General features: G+C 57.5%; 16 protein-coding genes. 5 read left to right on the forward strand and 11 right to left on the reverse strand.

What is annotated here, in order from left to right:
• The first annotated feature begins 22 nt into the window (after positions 1–22).
• The 3 genes from EXY20_RS32510 (at position 23) to EXY20_RS32520 (ending at position 4,607) form a co-directional block, all read left to right on the forward strand.
• On the forward strand, positions 23–907 hold the full coding sequence (locus EXY20_RS32510) for a LysR family transcriptional regulator (RefSeq protein ID WP_135556637.1): 885 nt from the start codon (positions 23–25) through the stop codon (positions 905–907).
• A gap of 270 nt (positions 908–1,177) precedes the next feature.
• Positions 1,178–2,893 (forward strand): ABC transporter ATP-binding protein, encoded by a 1,716-nt coding sequence (locus EXY20_RS32515; RefSeq protein WP_268966447.1) that lies wholly within the window; start codon positions 1,178–1,180, stop codon positions 2,891–2,893.
• Between the two features lie 70 nt (positions 2,894–2,963).
• A complete protein-coding gene (locus EXY20_RS32520; protein ID WP_268966448.1) occupies positions 2,964–4,607 on the forward strand; it encodes an ABC transporter ATP-binding protein in 1,644 nt (547 codons plus the stop codon).
• Between the two features lie 460 nt (positions 4,608–5,067).
• On the opposite strand, the gene EXY20_RS32525 is transcribed toward EXY20_RS32520, so the two are convergent.
• Positions 5,068–5,454, reverse strand: a complete 387-nt coding sequence (locus EXY20_RS32525) for a hypothetical protein (protein ID WP_135556591.1) — start codon at positions 5,452–5,454, stop codon at positions 5,068–5,070.
• A 67-nt stretch (positions 5,455–5,521) separates the two neighbouring features.
• Positions 5,522–6,514 carry a phosphotransferase enzyme family protein gene (locus EXY20_RS32530; RefSeq protein WP_135556592.1) on the reverse strand — a complete coding sequence of 331 codons (993 nt, stop codon included), beginning with the start codon at positions 6,512–6,514 and terminating at the stop codon, positions 5,522–5,524.
• A 225-nt stretch (positions 6,515–6,739) separates the two neighbouring features.
• Here EXY20_RS32530 and EXY20_RS32535 point away from each other — a divergent pair, with 225 nt between their 5' ends.
• Complete coding sequence (locus tag EXY20_RS32535) at positions 6,740–7,111, forward strand: vWA domain-containing protein (RefSeq protein ID WP_135556593.1); 372 nt, start codon at positions 6,740–6,742, stop codon at positions 7,109–7,111.
• A 349-nt stretch (positions 7,112–7,460) separates the two neighbouring features.
• On the opposite strand, the gene asd is transcribed toward EXY20_RS32535, so the two are convergent.
• The 3 genes from asd to tdh all read right to left on the reverse strand — a co-directional run bounded on the left by asd (position 7,461) and on the right by tdh (position 11,302).
• The gene (asd, locus tag EXY20_RS32540) at positions 7,461–8,555 is read right to left on the reverse strand and encodes an aspartate-semialdehyde dehydrogenase (protein ID WP_135556594.1); all 1,095 of its coding nucleotides are present in this window, start codon (positions 8,553–8,555) and stop codon (positions 7,461–7,463) included.
• A gap of 485 nt (positions 8,556–9,040) precedes the next feature.
• Entirely contained in the window at positions 9,041–10,222 is a 1,182-nt protein-coding gene (locus EXY20_RS32545) for a glycine C-acetyltransferase (RefSeq protein WP_135556595.1), read from the reverse strand.
• A gap of 36 nt (positions 10,223–10,258) precedes the next feature.
• Entirely contained in the window at positions 10,259–11,302 is a 1,044-nt protein-coding gene (gene tdh / locus EXY20_RS32550) for an L-threonine 3-dehydrogenase (RefSeq protein ID WP_135556596.1), read from the reverse strand.
• Positions 11,303–11,437: 135 nt separating this feature from the next.
• On the opposite strand from tdh, the gene EXY20_RS32555 reads away from it, so the two are divergent.
• Positions 11,438–11,989 (forward strand): helix-turn-helix domain-containing protein, encoded by a 552-nt coding sequence (locus EXY20_RS32555; protein WP_135556597.1) that lies wholly within the window; start codon positions 11,438–11,440, stop codon positions 11,987–11,989.
• A 244-nt stretch (positions 11,990–12,233) separates the two neighbouring features.
• Here EXY20_RS32555 and EXY20_RS32560 read toward each other — a convergent pair whose 3' ends face one another.
• The 6 genes from EXY20_RS32560 to EXY20_RS32585 form a co-directional block, all read right to left on the reverse strand.
• The gene (locus EXY20_RS32560) at positions 12,234–13,217 is read right to left on the reverse strand and encodes an aldose 1-epimerase (protein ID WP_135556598.1); all 984 of its coding nucleotides are present in this window, start codon (positions 13,215–13,217) and stop codon (positions 12,234–12,236) included.
• A 23-nt stretch (positions 13,218–13,240) separates the two neighbouring features.
• The gene (locus EXY20_RS32565; RefSeq protein WP_135556599.1) at positions 13,241–14,260 is read right to left on the reverse strand and encodes a LacI family DNA-binding transcriptional regulator; all 1,020 of its coding nucleotides are present in this window, start codon (positions 14,258–14,260) and stop codon (positions 13,241–13,243) included.
• Between the two features lie 89 nt (positions 14,261–14,349).
• Positions 14,350–15,588: an NAD(P)/FAD-dependent oxidoreductase gene (locus EXY20_RS32570; protein WP_135556600.1), complete on the reverse strand. Its 1,239-nt coding sequence runs from the start codon at positions 15,586–15,588 to the stop codon at positions 14,350–14,352.
• 134 nt (positions 15,589–15,722) lie between these two features.
• Positions 15,723–16,040 (reverse strand): MocE family 2Fe-2S type ferredoxin, encoded by a 318-nt coding sequence (locus EXY20_RS32575; protein ID WP_135556601.1) that lies wholly within the window; start codon positions 16,038–16,040, stop codon positions 15,723–15,725.
• Between the two features lie 4 nt (positions 16,041–16,044).
• Positions 16,045–17,163, reverse strand: coding sequence for a fatty acid desaturase family protein (locus EXY20_RS32580; RefSeq protein ID WP_135556602.1), 1,119 nt, complete (start codon positions 17,161–17,163; stop codon positions 16,045–16,047).
• Positions 17,164–17,894: 731 nt separating this feature from the next.
• On the reverse strand, positions 17,895–19,844 hold the full coding sequence (locus tag EXY20_RS32585) for a glycoside hydrolase family 127 protein (protein ID WP_235886305.1): 1,950 nt from the start codon (positions 19,842–19,844) through the stop codon (positions 17,895–17,897).
• Between the last annotated feature and the right edge of the window lie 51 nt (positions 19,845–19,895).

The raw sequence follows: 19,895 nt of genomic DNA on the forward strand, positions 1-19,895 counted from the left end.
ATGGGGGATATAGACCATGTCTATGACCAATAATTACGAATTGTACAAGGTGTTTTATTGGGCCGCGAAGACGGGAAGCCTGACCCAGGCGGCCAAAGCGCTCTATCTCACGCAGCCGAGTGTCAGCCATGCCATCAAGCAGTTGGAGGACCGCTTCGGCATCACGCTGTTTCACCGCAATGCCAAAGGCGTGGCGTTGACGCAAGAAGGCGCCGTGTTGTATTCCTATATCGAGCAGTCCCACCTCTTGATCGCAATGGCCGAAGAAAAGATGGCCGCGCTGAAGAATCTGGAAAGCGGCGAGCTGCGGATCGGAGGAAGCGACTCGCTGTTCAAGCACTACTTGCTTCCGCACCTGGAGAAATTCCGGCAGCGGCATCCCGGCGTCAAGCTGCATCTCAAGCACGGAACGACGCCGGAAATCATCGCTTTTCTCAAAGAAGGAGCGATCGACATGGGGGTTGTGCGGATGCCGATCGTGGATTCCCATCTGGAAGTGCGCGAGAGCTACCAGCTGCAGGATTGTTTTGTGGCAGGCGCGCTCTATGGGGAGCTTAAGGACAAGGTGCTGACGGTGGAGATGCTTCTGCAGTACCCCGTCATCCTGTTCTCCCGGAACAGCCGGGCCCGCATGGCGATTACGGAGTTGTTCCACAGCTACGGCCACACGCTCAAGCCGGAAATCGAGGTCGGAAGCGTCGATCTGCTCATCGAGTTCGCGCGGAGAGGAATCGGGATTTCGTACATTACGAGGGAATTTGTCTCCCGAGAGCTGGAGGAGGGGTCCCTTTTCGAGATTCAATTGAACATCCAGCTGCCGCCCTCCCACGTGGGCGTCATGACGATGCGGGGCGTGCCGCTTTCCAGTGCGGCCACCGGGTTTATGGAGAGGATTCTTGAAAAATAGGACTTTCTTATCGCGTTCCGTGTATCAGCGAGAATGAACGAGCAAACGGGAGCATTCATTTTCAGAAAACGCCCTCATCCAAAGCGGCGTCGACCGACTCAAAAAGGCGAACATGCGTTTTTAACCTTTGACACTTCCGGGAAGCGATTGCTAAGATAATGGCACTTTCACTTGTTCGGAGGGAACCTTCTCTTGTTGCCTTTACCGAATTGGTTCGTATTTTTTGCCAAATTGCTGGGCCGTGCAAAAGGCGCGTTCCTGCTGATTGCCTTGTTGACCGTGATAGGTGCGCTATGTGGAGGAGCCGCTCCCCTGTTGATCGGCAGGATGATGGATGCCATCGTGAACAATGGCGGACAAGGCATGACCGCAATCGCCGTGCTGCTGCTGGTTGCCCTGCTGCTGTCGGAGCTGTGCGGCGCCGTTCGAACCTATGTGTCTTCCAGAACGATGGTCGGCTTGGCCTGCTCGCTGACCGAAGAGATGCTGGCAAGCGTGCTTCGCACCTCTTATGACTTTTTCACGAAAACTGCACGCGGAGAGCTGCTTCAACGATGCACGAAGGATACGAAGGTCATCCAGAAATTCGGTCTGTCCACGCTTCCTTCCTTCGTCCAGGAGCTGTTGCTCGCCTGTGTGGCGATGGCCGTGCTGATTCGCTGGAACGGGTTGCTTGCGGTCATTCTCCTTGCTTCCTTCGTCCTGTTGTTTATCCCGGTTCAGCTTTATGGCAGAAAACGCGGTTCGTTTCGAAAAGATTTGGTCGCTCACGATGCCCGGATCCGGCAAAGCCTGCTGGAAAAACTGGATTCGTTGAAGCAGATCAAGCTGTATGGAACCGAACGCAAGGAATTCGCAGCTTTCGCCGCCGAGCAAAACAGCCGGGCCGACCTCCTGTATAAGGATGGGATTGTCGACAGCTGGTATCGAACGTTTCCGCGCATTCCCGATTCTTTGGCTCCGGCTCTCGTTTTCGTTTTTGCGGGATGGCAAATGGTCACCGGAGAAGCCACCGTCGGCCAATTGGTGACGATTATCGCTTTCATTCCGGCGATTAATGCGCCGGTGCGTTCATTCTTCGGGCTGTATGTAAGCTTGGCCGACATCAAGGTTCGAATCAATGGAATGATCGAATATTTGCAGCTGCCGGCGGAGATTGGCAAGCGGGACGGGTTGCGCAAACCGGCGGATTTTCGCGGGCTGCCGATTTCGTTTGCAGGCGTGCATGCTACCGGAGAACGCGGCGAAGTGCTGCGCAATCTTCATTTCACCATTGCGCCTGGCGAGAACGTGGCGATCGTCGGGCCGAGCGGTTCGGGCAAAAGCACCCTGCTCAAGCTACTGCTCCGGCTGCAAGAGCCGACGGCAGGCGAAATCCGCATCGGCGGCATGCCGACGGGCGAACTGGACGCAACGCATCTTAGGCGCAGAATCGGTTATGTCATGCAGGAGGGGATTTTGTTCCGCGACAGCCTTTTCCGCAACTTGACCTATCTTGGAGAGGCCGATCGGGAGACGCTGGACATGTGGATGAAAGCTTTTGGGGCGGAAGACATCGTGTCGAAGCTTCCTTCCGGCTATGATTCCGAAATCGGTCCGAACGGCGAAACGCTTTCGGGCGGTCAGCGCCAGCTAGTCCGGTTGGTACGCACCATGCTGGGGAAGCCCGACCTTCTGCTGCTTGACGAAGCGACCTCCTCGCTGGATCAGAAGAGCGAAACAGCCGTGCTGAAGGCGCTGTCCGAGCACGCAAGCGGAATTACGCGAATCAGCGTCACCCATCGTCTGCGCGCCGCGTCCCTGGCCGACCGAATCCTTGTCATGGACCATGGCGAACTGGTAGAGGTTGGCACTCACGAAGAACTCCTGCGCAAAGACGGTTTATATGCGATGCTGTTCCGTCAGGAAGACGGCCAAACGGAAGCGGATTCCGCTGCTCGGGGAGGTGATCGCCGTGCGCCGGAGCACGCTCCCGTTATCCGCTAAGCGGCATGCCGTTGCCGGCTACGTACGGCAGCACATTTTTCCTTATCGGTTGAACTTGCTTCTTATCCTCATGAAAAATATTACCGGCGCCCTTCTCTATATGGTTCCTCCGTTTTTGTCCAAATACGTGCTGGAAACCGTGCTTCCCCGGCAGGACTGGAACCTTTTGATCCTCGTCTCCATCTGTATGGTAGCGGCGCCGATTATGGGAAGTATCATGATCGTTTGGGAGAACGTATGGGGACGTTTTATGCTGCAGCTGTCCGGCCGCGGCCAGGCCGATTTGTTCAACGGCATTCAGCACAGGCCGCTGAGATGGCTGCGCCAGAACCGGATGGGCGATCTTCTTACTCGCATCCTTGATGATACCCGTTTCATTACCGACATGATGAACGGGCATATCGGGTTTATGATGTTTCATGTGGTGACGATCCTCGTTGGTTCAACGATTCTGCTCGTGCTGCAGCCCTTGCTTGCTTCCGTCGTCCTGGCCGTGTGGGCGGGACAGGCCATGCTGATGTCGAGCCTTGGCCGGCAAGTCAAGCAAAAAGCGGCGGAAACGGCGCGCCACAATTCCATCATCTCCGAAACCGTGAGGGAACTGATTTCCGGAGCGGCTTTCCTTAAATCGTCGGGGCAAGATGCCAAGGCGCTCAGCAACGTCAAAGAATGCCTTCATCGGGAGTGGGAACATACTCGCCGCAGCCTCCTTGCCGATCATCAGGCTCGTTTGATCCATGCCGCCTTGAATGCGGGGTCGCTTGTCTTGATGTATACGGCCGGCGGATGGTTCGTGCTGAATGGAAGCATGACCGTTGGCTCCTTGGTTGCCTTCGTTGCTGTCTATAACTGGCTTCGGCCTTTCGGTATTTCCATGATCGATATGGCCATAACCGCTGTCAAAATAGGACCGGCGGTCGACCGCATCGCAGATATCGCCTTCCCGGCAGCACAGCCGCACAAGGGGATCGTTCCGGACGGGCCCCTTGCGTTGGAAGCGAAAGGCATCACATTCCGGCATGAAAGCCGGACCATACTGGACGATATCCATTTTCGTATCCCGCCGGGCGCTATTGTGTCCATCGTCGGATATCGGGGGTCGGGCAAATCTACCTTGGCTGACGTTCTTCTCGGTCTGCAAGAGCCGGCAGCGGGCAGCATTTTATTGAACGATATTCCACTTGCGGCTGTCGACTCTGTTTGGCTGAGGCGATCGGTACTCTGCGTTACGCAAGATGTTATGCTCCGAAGCGGAACGATTCTGGACAATATCCTGTACGGCACCGAAAATGCCAGTCTCGAGGCCATCCGCGAAGCCGTGCAAATCGCCGAACTGGAGCAGTGGATCTCCCGTCTTCCCGACGGCTTGCATACTCGAGTGGGGGAGCAGGCGCTTCAAATTTCGGGAGGGGAACGACAGCGGATCAGCATTGCGCGCGCGCTGCTTCGCAAGCCTGCTGTCCTTATCCTGGACGAGGCAACCTCCGCGCTGGATCAAGGAACCGAAAGACGCTTGTTAACCCGTTTGATCGCAGCGCGAAAAGGGACCACGATGCTCTTCATTACGCACCGCCTCGATATTGCCCTGCGTTCGGACGAAATTTTCCTGCTGGACGAAGGCCGCCTTGCAGACAGGGGAACTCACGAGGAATTATTACAACGCACCGGCACCTATCAGGAGCTATGGAAGCAGCAGATGGAGCGCTGCCTGTAAAATGAAACAATGGCGTTGTAAGCACGGCGTTCCCCCCACCGCCAACTAAACAAATTCGCTTATTGTGCCGCTTCGATGAAGCGTTTGGAAAAATAGGCCATGTTTTATTGCCTATTTCACCTTAATTGGCCAGACTCGCTAGAATAGCCAGTGAAATCATTGGCTATTTCGGCAAAAAGGCCTGATTCGGGGCCTGGCGGGGCAAATAAGCCATGTTTTCACTGGCTATTTCCGACGGGGTGTGCCAAATCGGGCAAATAAGCCATTTTTCATGGGCTATTTTCGTTATCCGGCGTTAATGCAGCAACCGCTTCTATGTCAATTGCCCGCCGTGGAATACCTTCAGAATAAATTCCCGTTCAGGTACCATTAACCGATGAAAAGATTGCAGAAATTCCTTATTGTCGTTATCACCCAAGCAGTAAATATGATTAAGCCCCCTGGAGGAAAATCAATAAAATCAAAATTGCCACCATATTTTTTGATCATGATCTTTCTTACCGCTAAAGAGAATTTCACCATCTTGATCTGATTTAATATCGAATATGATTTCATGGGTCTGATAAAATTTTTCAATGTCCTCCAAGCGGCTTTCAAAGGCGCGGAGAAAGTTTTCTACTAATTCTTTCGCTTCTTCCTTAGATGTATGATTACCTGCCATGATTCTAAATTTGGCGTACTCCTCTGGTTGGAAACTACTGGCTGTAATGAAGCCTTTATCTCTCATTGTTTTTTCTGCATGACCCAAAGCGTCTCCAACCACACTCAACGAAGGGTCAGCATTCTTGCACCCTCCAGTTACACAAAGCATGGAAATAAACAAAAAAATCAAAACAATGTGCTTCATCGTTACTCCTTGTTTTCGTTTTTCGTATGAACCACTTATTGGGGCTGTCCTGCCCATTTGTTGAGGATTAAAGAAAATCGTCTATCAACGAGAGGCCGTTTGTCATTCGCATCCGGCTATCTCGCAGAAAATCGCGGGTCCAAATGTCCGGTTGCCGCAGGTCCCAACTTCGGTTCATGCCTACATATACGATAATTTCACGAAGTCGAAGAAGAAGCGGCAGTTGTTGCTTCCAGCCGTCCGGTAGTCGACGGCCATCCTCTTCATATCCTCGTACAAAATGCTCCATGAACAGATCATACTGCACTTTCCGCTCCGATTTCGAACCCTCCCCAAAAACATAAAGAAGATAATAGAGCTGAATGGCAATATCTTCGGCATACCAACTGTATTGACATTCATCGAAGTCAAAGAGTGTGATTTCGTCCGCGTCATCAATCGTAAAATTGCCGACATTGATATCCCCATGGATTAAGCCAAAATTGTTTGAAGTGACAGGCAGATTCGCCAAATGCGCTTTCAGCACATCAAGAGCGTACAACACAGGTTGATCCTCATGCGGTATGTAGTTTCGGGCCTGAAGGAGGTATCCATTGCGTTCCCACGAGTGTCTCTTAAACGAAGGTTTGTACCGTTTGGAAAGTTCATGCAGACGGCCGGTCAATCGGCCACAACGCTCGTAGAGTCGGGGATTACCGAGACATTCAGGGTAACCGATTTTGCGGCCAGGCGCATGCTTGAAGGAGGTCACGTAAAAAGCGATATTCTCGCCTTGAACACATTCAATGCCTATGCCCTGAGCAGACAAGATCGGTTCGGAGACTGACACTCCATTTTCCGCCAAATAACGAATCCAGTCCAATTCGGCTTCTAATCCTTCCGGAGTACGCAAGGTACTAGGCGTGAAGCGGAGAATGTATTTGCTTCCTTCACGAGTATAGGAATAAATAAAATTTTGAAATCCGCCGATGAAGGAGAGAGATTTGGGAGGCACCCTGAATCGTGCGGCGCCTTCGTTGGCCATTTCGTCTTTGAAAAGTTTTTTAATTTGCGGGTCCATTGTTCTCCTTTGTAACAACCAAGGATCGATTACAGAAAATCAAAAAATAATACTTATTTCTATTTTACGTTAAATTGCCCATTCCCTCAAACAGGGAGCGATGCTTTTGGTGCTCCGTTTCATCGAACGCGGATTTTAGCCGATAATGTAATATTTTGCAGGATCATACTCCCAATTGATGTATAATAGCCCCATAAAATATAGCAAAAACAAGGAGATCGCACGATGGATATTCCTGTATTGGAAGTTACGATCGCGAAGCGGACGCTCCACTTTTTTTGGATAGTCGACTGCTCGAGCTCCATGGAAGGAAAGAAGATCGCCAGCTTGAATCAGGCTATTCGCGAAGCGATCCCCGAAATCCGCAAAGTCGTCTCTTCCCACCCCGAAGTTCAGATCAAAATGAGAGCCATTCAGTTCTCAAGCACAGCCAGTTGGTTGATAGGTCCCGATGCGGTGCCAGTCGAAAACTTCATTTGGTCCGATGTTTCGACAAGCAGCGAAACGGCAACCGCCAAAGCGATCCAATTGCTCGCCTCGGAGCTCGAAATCGAAAAAATGAGAGGCGGTCAGACTCGTCATCGCGATCGGCAATGAGAACGAGTACGACGAAGAGCAGCTTCTGAGGTTTGTCAGTCACCGGGAGATCGGCGTGCTCCGCGCCGACTCGCCCGAAAAACTGACGGAGTATATCAAGTGTACTGATTGTTACCGATTATGATTTAACGGGAATAACTGAACCCTACTACTATATTTATCAATTATTGGAAGGTGAAATCAAATTCATCACGATTGAATCCGGAGATGCTTTCTCGGAAAGTATGGTGCCGAAAAATTTGTTGAACTAACGGGTCGTCGGGAAATCCATCCCGCGACGAAACGATAAAAAAGCGCCGTCATTCCTCCACTGGGGACTGACGGGCGCTTTTTTACCGCATGACCTCGCTTACTTCGCTTTCGCCTGGATGTATCCTTCCGCCTTCAGCAGCTCGGCGATCAGCACCGCGCCCCCGGCAGCGCCGCGGACGGTGTTGTGCGACAATCCGACGAATTTATAGTCGTACAGCGAATCTTCGCGCAGCCGGCCTGCCGTGATGCCCATGCCGCGCTCGATGTCGCGGTCGACTTTCGTCTGCGGCCGGTTGTCTTCTTCGAAGTAAGTGATGAACTGCTGCGGCGCGCTGGGCAAGCCGAGCTCCTGCGGACGGCCGCTGTATTGCTGCCAACGCGCAATAATTTGCTCCTTCGTCGGCTTGTTCGCGAACGACACGAATACCGCGGCCAAATGGCCGTCCGTCACCGGCACGCGAATGCATTGCGTCGTGATGTGCGGCGCGCTCGCTTTGACGATCTCGTTATTGACGATGTCGCCCCAAATGCGCAGCGGCTCCTGCTCGCTCTTCTCTTCTTCGCCGCCGATATACGGGATGACGTTGTCGACCATCTCCGGCCAGTCGGCAAACCCTTTACCCGCGCCGGAAATCGCTTGGTATGTCGTAGCGACCACCTGCGTCGGCCCAAATTCCTGCAGCGCGTGCAGCATCGGCACATAGCTCTGGATCGAGCAGTTCGGCTTGACGGCGATGAAGCCGGTTTCGGTGCCGAGCCGCTTGCGCTGCGCCGCGATCACGTCGAGATGGCCCGGGTTCACTTCCGGGATCACCATCGGCACATCCGGCGTCCAGCGGTGCGCCGAGTTGTTGGAGATGACCGGCGTTCCCGTGCGGGCATACGCCTCCTCGAGCGCCTGAATTTCCTGTTTCTTCATATCCACCGCGCAAAAGACGAAATCAACGCCGGCCGCTACTTCCTCCACGTTCGAGGCGTCCTGTACAACGATCGATTTGACCGCGTCCGGAATCGGATCGACCAGCTTCCAGCGGCCCCGTACCGCTTCTTCGTATGTTTTGCCCGCCGAACCGGCGCTTGCCGCAATTGCCGTCACTTCAAACCACGGATGATTATCCAGCAGCTGAACGAAACGCTGTCCGACCATACCTGTACCGCCGACGATGCCGGCTTTCAATTTTTGTGTTGTCATCCTTGTCATCCTTCCCCTTCCCGATAAATAAACCCTATCGGCGGCAACAAAAAATCCCGCCCCAAGACGGAAAACCGCCAGGGGCGAGATTGGTTATCTCGCGTTACCACCCATATTCGCCAATATGTCGCCATATTCGCCTCTTCGCGTACGGCATCGCAATCGACAAACTTGCCATGATTATACGCTAGCTCTGTAACAGGAGCGCCTGTCGCGCCATCCCCGATCTGACGACCGGTTCCAACGCGCTGCTCGGAGTCTTTGTTCAATTGGGGGCTCTTTGCTCCTTTGCAGCGTACCGGAGCTCTCTGGGAAAGAGGTTCCCGAATTTACTCGTCTCGTCATAGCATGTATGAAATGTTGCCATTATAATAGCAGAAAATCGCGCCAGCGTAAACAGCAAATAAATGGTTCGCCCCGCTCTACATATATATGAGCGCACGGCTCCAATCGTTCCAGCGACTTAACGCCGAGCCGCCTGGAGGCTATTGCCGCAGCAGGCCTTCCGCTGTGCCGATCCGCGTAAGGCTTGCCAGCGCCGAGTCGAGCTGCTCCCGGCTGTGCGCCGCGGTAACGATCAGCCGCACCCGGCCTTTATCCCACGCCACCATCGGGAACACGATGCTCTGCGCGAACAAGCCTTCCTCCGCCAACCGGTCGGAGAATCGCGCCGTTGTCGCCGGATCGCCAACGACGATCGGGATGATCGGCGTTTCGCTGGCGCCGGTGTCGAAGCCGAGCGCCTGCAAGCTGCGACGCATGTAGTCGGCGTTGTCCCACAGCCGCCGCACGAGCTGCGGATTGGCCGCCAGCACCTTCACCGCCGCCAGGCAGGAAGCCGCCGTGGCCGGCGTCTGCGCCGTGCTGAACAGAAACGGCCGCGCCTTGTGCAGCAAATAATCGATCAGCGTGCGCGAGCCGGCAACATAGCCGCCCGTCACGCCGAGCGCCTTGGACAACGTGCCGATCTGCACGTGCACGCGGCCGTACAAGCCGAAGTGCTCGACGGAGCCTTTGCCGCTGGCGCCGAGCACGCCGCTCGCATGCGCGTCGTCGACGTAAACGAGCGCGTCGTAGCGCTCGGCCAACTCCACGATATCGGGCAGCGGCGCGATGTCGCCATCCATGCTGAACACGCCGTCGGTGACTATCACCCGCTGGCGGAACGTCGCGCTTTCCTGCAGCAGGCGTTCCAACTGCTCCATGTTTTTGTGCGCATATACTTTGCGCGCAGCCTTCGTCAGCCGGATGCCGTCGATGATGCTGGCATGGTTCAACTCATCGCTGATGACGACGTCGTCCGCACCCAGAATCGAGGACAACGCGGCCAGATTGGCCGTGTAGCCCGACTGGAACACGAGAGCGGCTTCCGTGCCTTTGAACCGGGCCAGTTCGGCTTCGAGCGCCGCATGAATGTCGAGCGTGCCGACGATCGATCGGACCGAACCGCTGCCCGCGCCATACGTCTCGACCGCTCGAATGGCCGCCGCCTTCACTTCTTCGTGTCCCGTCAGTCCCAAGTAGTTGTTGGACGACAGCTGCAAATACGTTTTGCCGCCGGACAACATCGACGTCCCTTGCGGCGTCTCCCAGACGCGCAGCGGCCGGTATCGCCCCTCCGCGCGCAATTGCTCTAATTCTCCCTCTATAATATTCCAATTGGCCATCGTTCCGGCTCCTTTCCGATTATCGAACGATCTCAATCAATGGATAAATACCACTTTGGCGCATTCGCCGGAACGAACGAGCGCGAACGCTTCCTCGTAACGGTCGAGCGGGAACCGGTGCGTCACGAGCGGCCGCAAGTCGACGCGTCCGTTGTCCAGCAGCCCTTTCATCTGGTACCACGTGTCGAACATGCGCCGCCCCGTGATTCCGTCGATCCGCAGCCCTTTGAAAATGACGTGCCGCGCCAAATCGAGCGGCACCGGCTTCGTCGGGATGCCGAGCAGCGACACGCGCGCTCCTTGCGCGGCCGCTTCGAACGCGTCGCGGATGCCGCCGGGATGGCCGGACATCTCCAGCACCACTTCCGCTCCGATTCCGTCGGTAAGCTCGCGAATGCGCGCCGCAACGTCGCCCGGCTGCGAGCTGTCCAGCACGTGATCGGCCCCCATCGCCGCGGCGAGCTTGAGCTTGTAGGGATTGACGTCGACCGCTAGGATCGTCCCGGCGCCGCACGCCTTGGCCGCGGCGATCGCCATCAGGCCGATTGCGCCGGCGCCGACGACCGCCATCGACTTGCCGGCGATATCGCCGGCGAGCACCGTCTGTACCGCGTTGCCGAACGGGTCCTGCAAGCAAGCTACTTCGAACGGCATGTCGGCGGCGTTGGCGATCACGTTCTCCCGGCGCAGGATCGCATATTCGGCGAAACAGCCTGGCGCCGTAATGCCGAAGCTGCGCGTATTCGGACAAACGTGCGCCAGACCGGTTCGGCACGCTTTGCACGTCCCGCAGGCGATATGCCCTTCGCCGGATACGTGGTCGCCCGGTTTGACGCCGGTGACGCGTTCTCCGACCTCGACGACGACACCGGCGAACTCGTGGCCGAACACGTTCGGCGTCGCAACCGTCTGCTCGGCCCAGGAATCCCACTCGTAAATATGCCGGTCCGTGCCGCAGATCGAGCTGGCCTTCACCTTGACCAGCACCTCGTCCGCTCCGCAGGTTGGAACCGGAATGCGCTTCAGCGTCGCGCCCGCTTCCCGTTTCTCTTTGACAAGCGCTATCATCGTTTCCGCCATGTTGACCACCTCGAATGATTGAGTTTGTACTTTATATTATACATTTGTACTCTATATCGCACAACACCTATTTCGACAATGAGCGCCCTATCGGCTACAATGGACAGTAGCGATTCGACCGGGAGGCGGCAGACGATGGAACACATTCATATCAAACTGGGGCGGAATTTAAAATCGATCCGTCAAACGAGAGGATACAGTCTGGACAAGGTCGCCGAACTGACCGGCGTCAGCAAAGGCATGCTTGGCCAGATCGAACGCGGCGAAACGAGTCCGACCATATCGACGATTTGGAAAATCGCGAACGGGCTGCGGCTGAGCTTCACTTCGCTGATCGAGGAGCCGCCTGCGGAGGTGGCGATCATTGCGAAGGACGAATTGGAGCCGCTGCTGGAGGCGGACGGCAAGTTCCGTTCGTTCCCGCTGTTTCCGTTCGACCCGGCCAAACGATTCGAAGTGTACGACGTGGAACTGGAGCCCGGCTGCGCCCATGCTTCCGAAGCTCACAACGCCGGCGTCGAGGAGTTCGTGCTGGTGTCCGCCGGCTCGCTGACCGTCGACATCGGGCCCGATTCTTACGACGTCGGCGAAGGCAACGCCATCCGGTTTGCCGCGGACCAGCCCCATGTGTACCGGAATACCGGCGACACGCTCGTTCGCATCTACACGATCATTCACTACTCGTAAGCGGGGCGAACGGCGGAGACGATCGTGGAGTGCGGGACTGCTTTGAAGCAGAAACTTACTGCCTCGGCACGGGCTGATCGAAGCTTACATGTATGAACTTGCACATCTTCTCAACACGAACTTGCCTTTAGCGCATTTCATGCGCTTCAGCCAAGCACTTCGCGGGCTCCGCGGCATCATAAGCATACAAAAAAACCGCACGAAGGCACCCGTCCTCCATGCGGTTTTTCCATGCAAGCAACAGCTATACCTTCTCCATCCACACTTCCGTTTGCAGCTCCAGCGTTTCCCCCGGCGCGATGCCGCGAGCGCCCGTCTGCTCCGCCGGATACGGCAAATTGAACGCATCCGTCACATACGTATACGGCTCGAGCGAAAACGCCGACGACCACGGCGGCTTGAACAGCAGCAAATACGGGAACTGCCGGTCCACGCGGTAACAAATGCGGTAGCCGGCAGCTTTCACTTCGATCGCGCTAACGCGATCGTCCGCTTGCAGCGTCAGCATGTTGCAGCCGGCCGGCGGGTACGCGCCGATGTCGATGCCGTCGCGGGCAATGGCGGCACTGAACGCCGTCGGCTGCGGCAATCCGCTGACGAACGCCTGGTTCGTCACCGGCCATTCGTCGACTGCCGGCACATGCAGCGAACAACCGTCGCCATTCGCCGGCACCGCAAAATACGGATGCAAACCGAATGCAAACGGCGCCTGCCGTTCGCCCGCATTGTACACCTCGATCGACAGGCGCAAGATCCCATCCTTGAGCGAATGCATCGCCGTAAACCGCAGCGGATGTGGGAACGTGGCCAGCAAATCCGGGTGGTCGGCATAATCGAACCGGCAACGCACATAAGCGCCGCTTTCCTCCGTTGCGCCGTATTCGACGACGTTCCATGCACGTCGTCCCAACTCGCCGTGCAAATGATTGTCCGGCGGTTCATTGGGCGGCAGCTCGTAGCTCCGGCCGTCAAAAACGAACTTGCCCCCGCGAATGCGATTGGGCGGGAACAGGATCGGCGTGCCGTACATCGTTTTGTCGGCGTAGCCTTCAACGAACGCCTGCCGATCCTGCGGAAGCTCAATGATCGTGCTTCCGCCGCTTTCGAACGCGATCGCGTTGCTGCCGAACTCCGGCAGCACAACCGCGCGAGCATGATGCTGCGCATCGAACAACTCATACGCGTTCGGAAACGAATCCGAACTTTCCCGTACCGTATACCGGGTCATGGGCGACCATCCTTTCCATGCCATTACAGGCTTTCTGGTATGACGATGCTCGTTTCGGTGAAGATCGTTTCGCTCTCCGGCTTCTTCCCGGCAAACACCAGGTCGTGCAGGAGGCGAAACGAACGGTAGCCTTGCTGGACCGGATTTTGCACGATGGTGCAGTCGATCCTCCCCTGCCGCATGGCCGCTTCCGTGTCCGGCATCAAGTCGTTGCAAATGATGCGTACCTTGCCTTCGATGCCCGCCTCCCGAACCGCGTCCAGGCAGGCGCCGACATGGCCGGTCGCCATATAGATGCCGGCGATGTCCGGATACGCGGCCAGCGCTTCCGTCAGGCGCCGGTACGTATCCTCATACAGGTCGAAGCCTTCCATCACCCGGACAATGGCGATGCCGCTGCCGGCGAGCGCCGCCTTGAACCCGTCCACCCGGCTGCGATGCGCGTGAAACTTCATGCTGCCGGTGACGACAAGCACCCGCGCCTTCTCTTGCAGCATGCGGCTCATCAGCCCGGCGGCGATGCGCCCGCTCTTCGGCAAATCCTGGCCGACGAAGCACGTGCGTTTCGATTGCTCGACGTCGGTGTTGAACGTAATGACCGGCACGCCCCTTTCGACGGCATCGTCGATGCTGAGCCGAATCGATTCGTCATCCATCGCCGCGAACAGGATGCCGCTCGCCCCTTCCGCAATCAGCCGGCGAATGGCGTCGACGCCATCCTCCGGCAGCCGGTTGTTGACGTGGCGGTATTCCAGCTGGATGCCGTAGCCTTTCAGCTCGGCGGCAGCCGATTCGATCCCCTTGCGAATGTCGTCGAAAAAATCGATCTCCTTCGGCGGCATCACTACGCCGAACATGGCCGGCTTCTTGCTGAACGCAAGCGCCTTGCCGGCCACGTTCGGCACATATTGCATTTCTTCCGCGATCCTCATAATTTTTTCGCGGATTTCCGGTTTGACGCCCGGCCGGCCGTTCAGCACGCGGTCTACCGTACCGCGCGAGACGCCGGCTTGGGCGGCGATTTGCCTGATCGTTACATTCATATCGCGACTCCAATCCGATCCATTCCATGACACTGACTACCATCCATTATGCGCGATCGGCTGGAGCGTGACAAGCGACATGCGGACTCCTAGTCGCGCAGCAGTTGCTTGAGCTTGACGGCGGGATCGGCCAGCGCTTCAGGCAGCGGACGCGCCTGTCTGGCGATCAGCATTTCGGTCAGGCGAATGTCTTTCGCCACGCCGCCTTCCGGGCCGATGCCGCTGGCGGCAAGCAGCCGCCCATCGTCCGCCAGGTGGAAATACAGCGTGCCGCTTTCGTCAAGCTCGCGCACCACCGTCGACGCGGCGCCGTCCAGCAGGCCGGCTACCTGCAGCGTCAGCTCGTACTGGTCGGACCAAAACCACGGCACCGCCGCATACGGTTCGTCCGCGCCCAGCATAGCCGCCGCCGCGTGCATGCCTTGATCCTGCGCATTGCGCCACGCTTCGAGCCGGATGTGCCGGCCGCCGTACAACGGATGCGGGAACGAGCAGCAATCGCCTGCCGCATAAATCGCCGGATCGCTTGTTTGCAGCCGCTCGTTGACGACGATCCCGTTCGCCACGGTCAAACCGCAGCCGGCGGCAAGCGCCGTTTCCGGCACGGCGCCGATGCCGGCGATGACGGCATCGCAGCGCGTTTCACTGCCGTCCGCCAGCCGGATGACGAGATCGTCACCCTCGCGGTCGATGCTTTCCAGCATCGTACCGATGCGAAACATGACGCCCGCCTCGCGATGCCGCGCCTCGATGCGCCGGGCGATCGCTTCCGGCACGCCACGCGTCAATATGCGCGGCGCCACTTCGATCAGCGTGACCGCGCACCCGAGCGCAAGCGCGCTGGCCGCCGCTTCCAATCCGATAAAGCCGCCGCCGATGATCGCCGCCCGGGTTTCCGGACGAAGGCGCTCCCGCAGCCGCATCATATCTTCGAAGCGACGCAAATACAGGATCTCGCCCGCGCCGCTTCCTTGCGCCGCCAGCTGCCGCGGCGCCGCGCCGGTCGCCAGCAGCAGCCGCTCGTACGGCACGCGCCGGCCGCTCGCGAGTTCGACTTCACGGCTGTCCCGGTCGATCCGCACCGCCGCGTCGCCGCGCGCGAACCGTACGTCGAGCCGCTCCAGATCGCTTTGTCCGAGGACGGTCACCGGCGCCGGCGCATCCTCGCCGGTCAATTGCCGCTTCGACAGCGGCGGCCGCTCGTACGGGCAATGCCCTTCGTTTCCGATCAGCGTAATCGCGCCGGTCCAGCCGCGCTCGCGCAATTCGGCGACTGCGCGCGCCCCGGCTTCGCCGGCTCCGATCACGACCATACCCGCTTCTTTCATCTTGCCGCCTCCCGCTGTGAGAAAACCTCTATCGATGCAACTCGAAGATGAGCGACCGCATTTAGAGGTTGGTTTTATCGCCAAATAAATTTGACATTTCCGCTACGCCCGGTAACTTATCCATTCTATTGTGGTTAAATGTGAATCCACACTTTGCCGCTCTCGACTTTGACCGGGTACGTCTTCAAATCGACGCAAACAGGCGCGCGTTTCGCCGCGCCGCTCGGAATGTCGAAACGGCCGTTGTGCTTCGGGCATTCGATGACGTTGCCCATCACAAGCCCGTTCGACAAATGAAACCGCTCATGCGTGCAGTACCCGTCTGAAGCGAAGAAGTCCCCTTTTTCCGTGCGATAAACGGCAAACGTCCGGTCCTCGTGATCGAACCGGATCACGTCCTCTTCTTCAATATCGTCGACGTCGCAGGCGTGTACCCATTGTTGCTCGCTCATGATGTCAGATCGCTCCTTTTATATGGCTGTCAAAATCCAGTTTGAGATTGTGTTCGATCCCGTCCATATAGGGCCGGGCCGTGGACGGCAACGGTTTGACGACGACATAGGCGGGATTCGCCTTCTGCTTGCGCAGCGCGGAAACAACCTCGCGAAGCGCGGCCCACAGGCTCGGGCGCGCCGCCGGCGTATCGCCTTTCATCTCCTGATGCAGCTTCGGCAGCGCATGGTACGGCACCATCGGGAACATATGGTGTTCGACGTGGTAGTTCATGTTCCAGTACAGGAAGCGGAAAATCGGATTCATGTAGACGGTGCGGGTGTTCAGCCGATGGTCGAGCACATCCTCGTAAAGGCCCAAATGCTGTACCATCCCGAACAGAAGCACCAGAATATTGCCGTAGAAGGACGGCAGGAAGATGAACATCGCCGGCAGAATGCTGCCGAAATAAATGCAAGCCGCGATGACGGCCAAAATAATCAGCAGGTACACGCGCGCCTCGCGAAACACTTTGCGGTGCTCGGACGCCGGGATGTACTCCTTCTCCGCCGTGTCCAGCTTGCCGAACGTGTGCAGGAAAAACCGCTTCACTTCGATCGGCCCGCCGTACAGATGAAAAATTTGCATCCAGATGATGCGCCAGATCGGCGGCCGTTCGGTCAAAATTTCCGGATCGCGCCCGACGATGATCGTATCCGTATGATGGCGGGTGTGGCTCCAACGCCACGGCGTCGCCGACCGCAGCACGAAGAACGAGGCGATCTGGTATACGACTTCGTTCATCCACGGCGTTTTGAACGCGGTGCCGTGGCCGCATTCGTGCCAGCGGGAATCGCCCGGCGAAGCGTACAGGATGCCGTACACGAGAAATGCCGGCACCGCCCACCAGGTGCCCCAGGACAAGTAGGCCAAATAGCCGAATCCCGCCAGTGCGGCGAACCAGATAATCGTATCGCGGATCGCCGGGCCGTTGCGTCGTTTCATCAACTCCTTCATTTTGGCGCGGGGAATCGGACTCGAATACCAATCCGCCGCGGCCAAACCGCGTTCCTCCGCCCGTTTGTTTTCCGGTCCGGTGAGACTGTAATCCCTTTTCGGAACGTTTTGCACGACAATCGCCATGCCGTTGCCCTCCTTTGCCGAATGCAATTCCCAATTCATGATAGCGCTTACCGTGCCCGGGCACGAAAATCGCCAAAAAAATAATCTCTCCCGTTGCACGCGCTTCCGGACAACTTTCGTGCCCGGGCACACTTTAATCATAAATCGTCCCGCCGCGCTTTGGCAAGCACAAAATTGCCTCCCTCCTCAACCGGGCAGAAGAATTGCTCCGCGACTTGAAACGATCGCAGCCACGCCATGCGGCCCAGGCCCTTCCCTGACAAGCTTAACGGGAAAACCTACCGTTATTTCGCCGCATTTTGCCGGAAAAAGAGAAATAGCTGGAAAAGCTCCCTCTATTTCAGCGTCAAATCCGCGAAATCGGCAAAAAGGCGAAAATTAACGCCAGGTTTTCCTGTTATTTTAACGAAACAACCGGTTTGATGCGAAATAGCGCCAGGTTTTCCCGTTATCCGCCACCGGCTCGGCTAAACGCGGCGTTCTCCCTCCTTCAGCTCCTCCATTTGCTTCACTTCCACTCCGCTCCGTTCAAGCGTTTTGCAGAATAGGCCCTGTTTTATTGGCTTTTTCGCCAAAAGCGAACAGCCCCTCCGAAATAACCAGTGAAATCACTGGCTATTTCGGCTATAAGGGCCTGAACCGGATCTCGCTGGGCAAATAAGCCATGTTTTATGGGCTATTTTCGTTACCCGACAGGTCGCCGGAAAGGTTCAACCGCCGGCGCGGCGCAGTCAGCTTTCCGGCAGCCATACCTTCATTTCGCCCGGCTCCCGGTTCGCCCAGGAATAATACGGCACGGCGGTTATGGCGCAAGCCGTCAGGAGCGGACGCGACGTCCGGTACAGCGTATGCTCCCAGCCGCCGCGATCGGCGCAGACCGCGCTGCCGCGAAGCGTCACGACGCCTCCGAGCAGCTCCGGCTCGAACACCGGCGCAAGCTCGGTCTCGCGCGGAAGCAGCAAGCTGCGCACCGGCACGTCGTGATCGGCCTGTTCGACGCAATAGACGAGCGGTCCGCGCTGCAAGGCGGCATGGCCGATATTGTGCCGCACGTCGGGATGGGCGTATACGCGTTCGACCGGCATGTGCAGCCGCAGCCGAATCTCGTCGCCCGCGCTCCACTCGCGGTCAATCGATTCGTAGCCGCGCTCCGGTCCCGCTCCATCCGCCGCCGGACTGCCGTTAACGGCCAACTCATACGCCTCGCACCAGCCGGGAATGCGCAGCTTGAGCGCGAAACGCGTTGGTTCATCCATCGCGAGGCGCAGCCGAATGTCGCCGTCCCACGGATAGTCCGTTTCCACGATAACGCGCACGCGCCGCCCGTCCAGGTCGAACTCGGCTTCCCCTTGCATGTACAGGTGCACGACCAGCTCGTCGGCCCGCGTCGAATAGGCGTATTGGCCGAGCGATGCGAGCAGGCGCGACAGGTTGGGAGGGCAGCAGGAACACCCGAACCAGTCGCTGCGGCGGTAATAATCCGGCATCGTTTTGTCGCCGCGTTTCGGGACGGAAGTACGATAGGACGCCAGCGGATTGCCGTAGAAATATTGCTTTCCATCCATGGAAATGCCGCTGATGGCGCCGTTGTACAACACCCGCTCCATCACATCTGCGTATTTGCCGTCCGTCCGGCGCTGCAGCATGCGGTGGTTCCACATGATCAGTCCGATGGAAGCGCACGTTTCGCAGTACGCCGTTTCGTTCGGCAGCTCGTAGTCGTTCGTGAACCCTTCGTTGGCGGCCGATGCGCCGATTCCCCCGGTAAGGTACATATGCTTCGTGCACAAATGGGTCCACAGCCGCTCGCACGCCGCGTACAAGCTGTCGTCGTCCTGCTCCGCGGCCAAGTCGGCCATCGCCGCGTACAAATACATCGCCCGCACCGAATGTCCAACAACCCGATCCTGCTCGCGCACGGGCTTGTGCGACTGCGAATATTCGCGAACGTGATGCGTCAGACGGCCCGGCTCTTCCCCGCGCTGTGCCGCTTCCAGATCGAAGTAATGCGGCTCCCGGCCGCGCTCTTCGACAAAATAGCTGCCAAGCTGCAAATACCGCGGCTCGCCCGTCGTCCGGTACAGCTTGACCAGCGCCAGCTCGATTTCCTCGTGGCCGCAATAGCCGCGCTTCTGTCCCGGACCCGTGCCGAACACGGTGCCGATATAGTCGGCGTAGCGGCAGGCGACTTGCAGCAGGCCGCGCTTGCCGGTCGCCTCGTAGTGCGCGACGGCCGCCTCGATCAGATGCCCCGCGCAGTAAAGCTCATGGTTGTCGCGCAGGTTCGTCCAACGGTTCTCCGGCTCGACCGCCGTATAATGCGTGTTCAGGTAACCGTCTTCCTGCTGGGCCGAAGCGATCAGCACGATCAGTTCGTCGAGCTGCGCGTCCAAAGCCGGATCCGGCGTAGTCGCCAAACTGAAGCTTGCGGCTTCGATCCATTTGGCCACGTCCGAATCCCAAAAAACATGGGGCACCGGCTCCTGCCCGGGTTTCCAATCCTGCCTGAAGGCGTCGATGCGACCGGTCTCCTTGCATTTGTCGTAAGCGGTCGGAATTGTGACTGCCCGGTTCAATTCGATTTTCGGCGCCCAGAACCGGTCATCGATCGTCACGCGATCGAAACGAACCGGGCGATATACGGTTGTTGCCGCCATCTTGCGCTTCCCCTCCCGTTTCATGTCTGCTTCCTCCTTCATCTTGCCGTATTGCCCCCGTTGCGGCAAGAGGAG

This window comes from Paenibacillus cymbidii, from assembly GCF_004764705.1.
Classification (GTDB): domain Bacteria; phylum Bacillota; class Bacilli; order Paenibacillales; family NBRC-103111; genus Paenibacillus_AN; species Paenibacillus_AN cymbidii.

Excerpts from the sequence above, each read along its gene's own strand:
- EXY20_RS32565 (WP_135556599.1), bottom strand. The coding sequence starts at position 14,260 with ATGAATGTAACGATCAGGCAAATCGCCGCCCAAGCCGGCGTCTCGCGC.
- EXY20_RS32535 (WP_135556593.1), top strand. The coding sequence starts at position 6,740 with ATGGATATTCCTGTATTGGAAGTTACGATCGCGAAGCGGACGCTCCAC.
- EXY20_RS32530 (WP_135556592.1), bottom strand. The coding sequence starts at position 6,514 with ATGGACCCGCAAATTAAAAAACTTTTCAAAGACGAAATGGCCAACGAA.
- tdh (WP_135556596.1), bottom strand. The coding sequence starts at position 11,302 with ATGGCGGAAACGATGATAGCGCTTGTCAAAGAGAAACGGGAAGCGGGC.
- asd (WP_135556594.1), bottom strand. The coding sequence starts at position 8,555 with ATGACAACACAAAAATTGAAAGCCGGCATCGTCGGCGGTACAGGTATG.
- EXY20_RS32555 (WP_135556597.1), top strand. The coding sequence starts at position 11,438 with ATGGAACACATTCATATCAAACTGGGGCGGAATTTAAAATCGATCCGT.
- EXY20_RS32560 (WP_135556598.1), bottom strand. The coding sequence starts at position 13,217 with ATGACCCGGTATACGGTACGGGAAAGTTCGGATTCGTTTCCGAACGCG.
- EXY20_RS32510 (WP_135556637.1), top strand. The coding sequence starts at position 23 with ATGACCAATAATTACGAATTGTACAAGGTGTTTTATTGGGCCGCGAAG.
- EXY20_RS32580 (WP_135556602.1), bottom strand. The coding sequence starts at position 17,163 with ATGGCGATTGTCGTGCAAAACGTTCCGAAAAGGGATTACAGTCTCACC.
- EXY20_RS32545 (WP_135556595.1), bottom strand. The coding sequence starts at position 10,222 with ATGGCCAATTGGAATATTATAGAGGGAGAATTAGAGCAATTGCGCGCG.
- EXY20_RS32525 (WP_135556591.1), bottom strand. The coding sequence starts at position 5,454 with ATGAAGCACATTGTTTTGATTTTTTTGTTTATTTCCATGCTTTGTGTA.
- EXY20_RS32575 (WP_135556601.1), bottom strand. The coding sequence starts at position 16,040 with ATGAGCGAGCAACAATGGGTACACGCCTGCGACGTCGACGATATTGAA.
- EXY20_RS32520 (WP_268966448.1), top strand. The coding sequence starts at position 2,964 with ATGAAAAATATTACCGGCGCCCTTCTCTATATGGTTCCTCCGTTTTTG.
- EXY20_RS32585 (WP_235886305.1), bottom strand. The coding sequence starts at position 19,844 with ATGAAACGGGAGGGGAAGCGCAAGATGGCGGCAACAACCGTATATCGC.
- EXY20_RS32570 (WP_135556600.1), bottom strand. The coding sequence starts at position 15,588 with ATGAAAGAAGCGGGTATGGTCGTGATCGGAGCCGGCGAAGCCGGGGCG.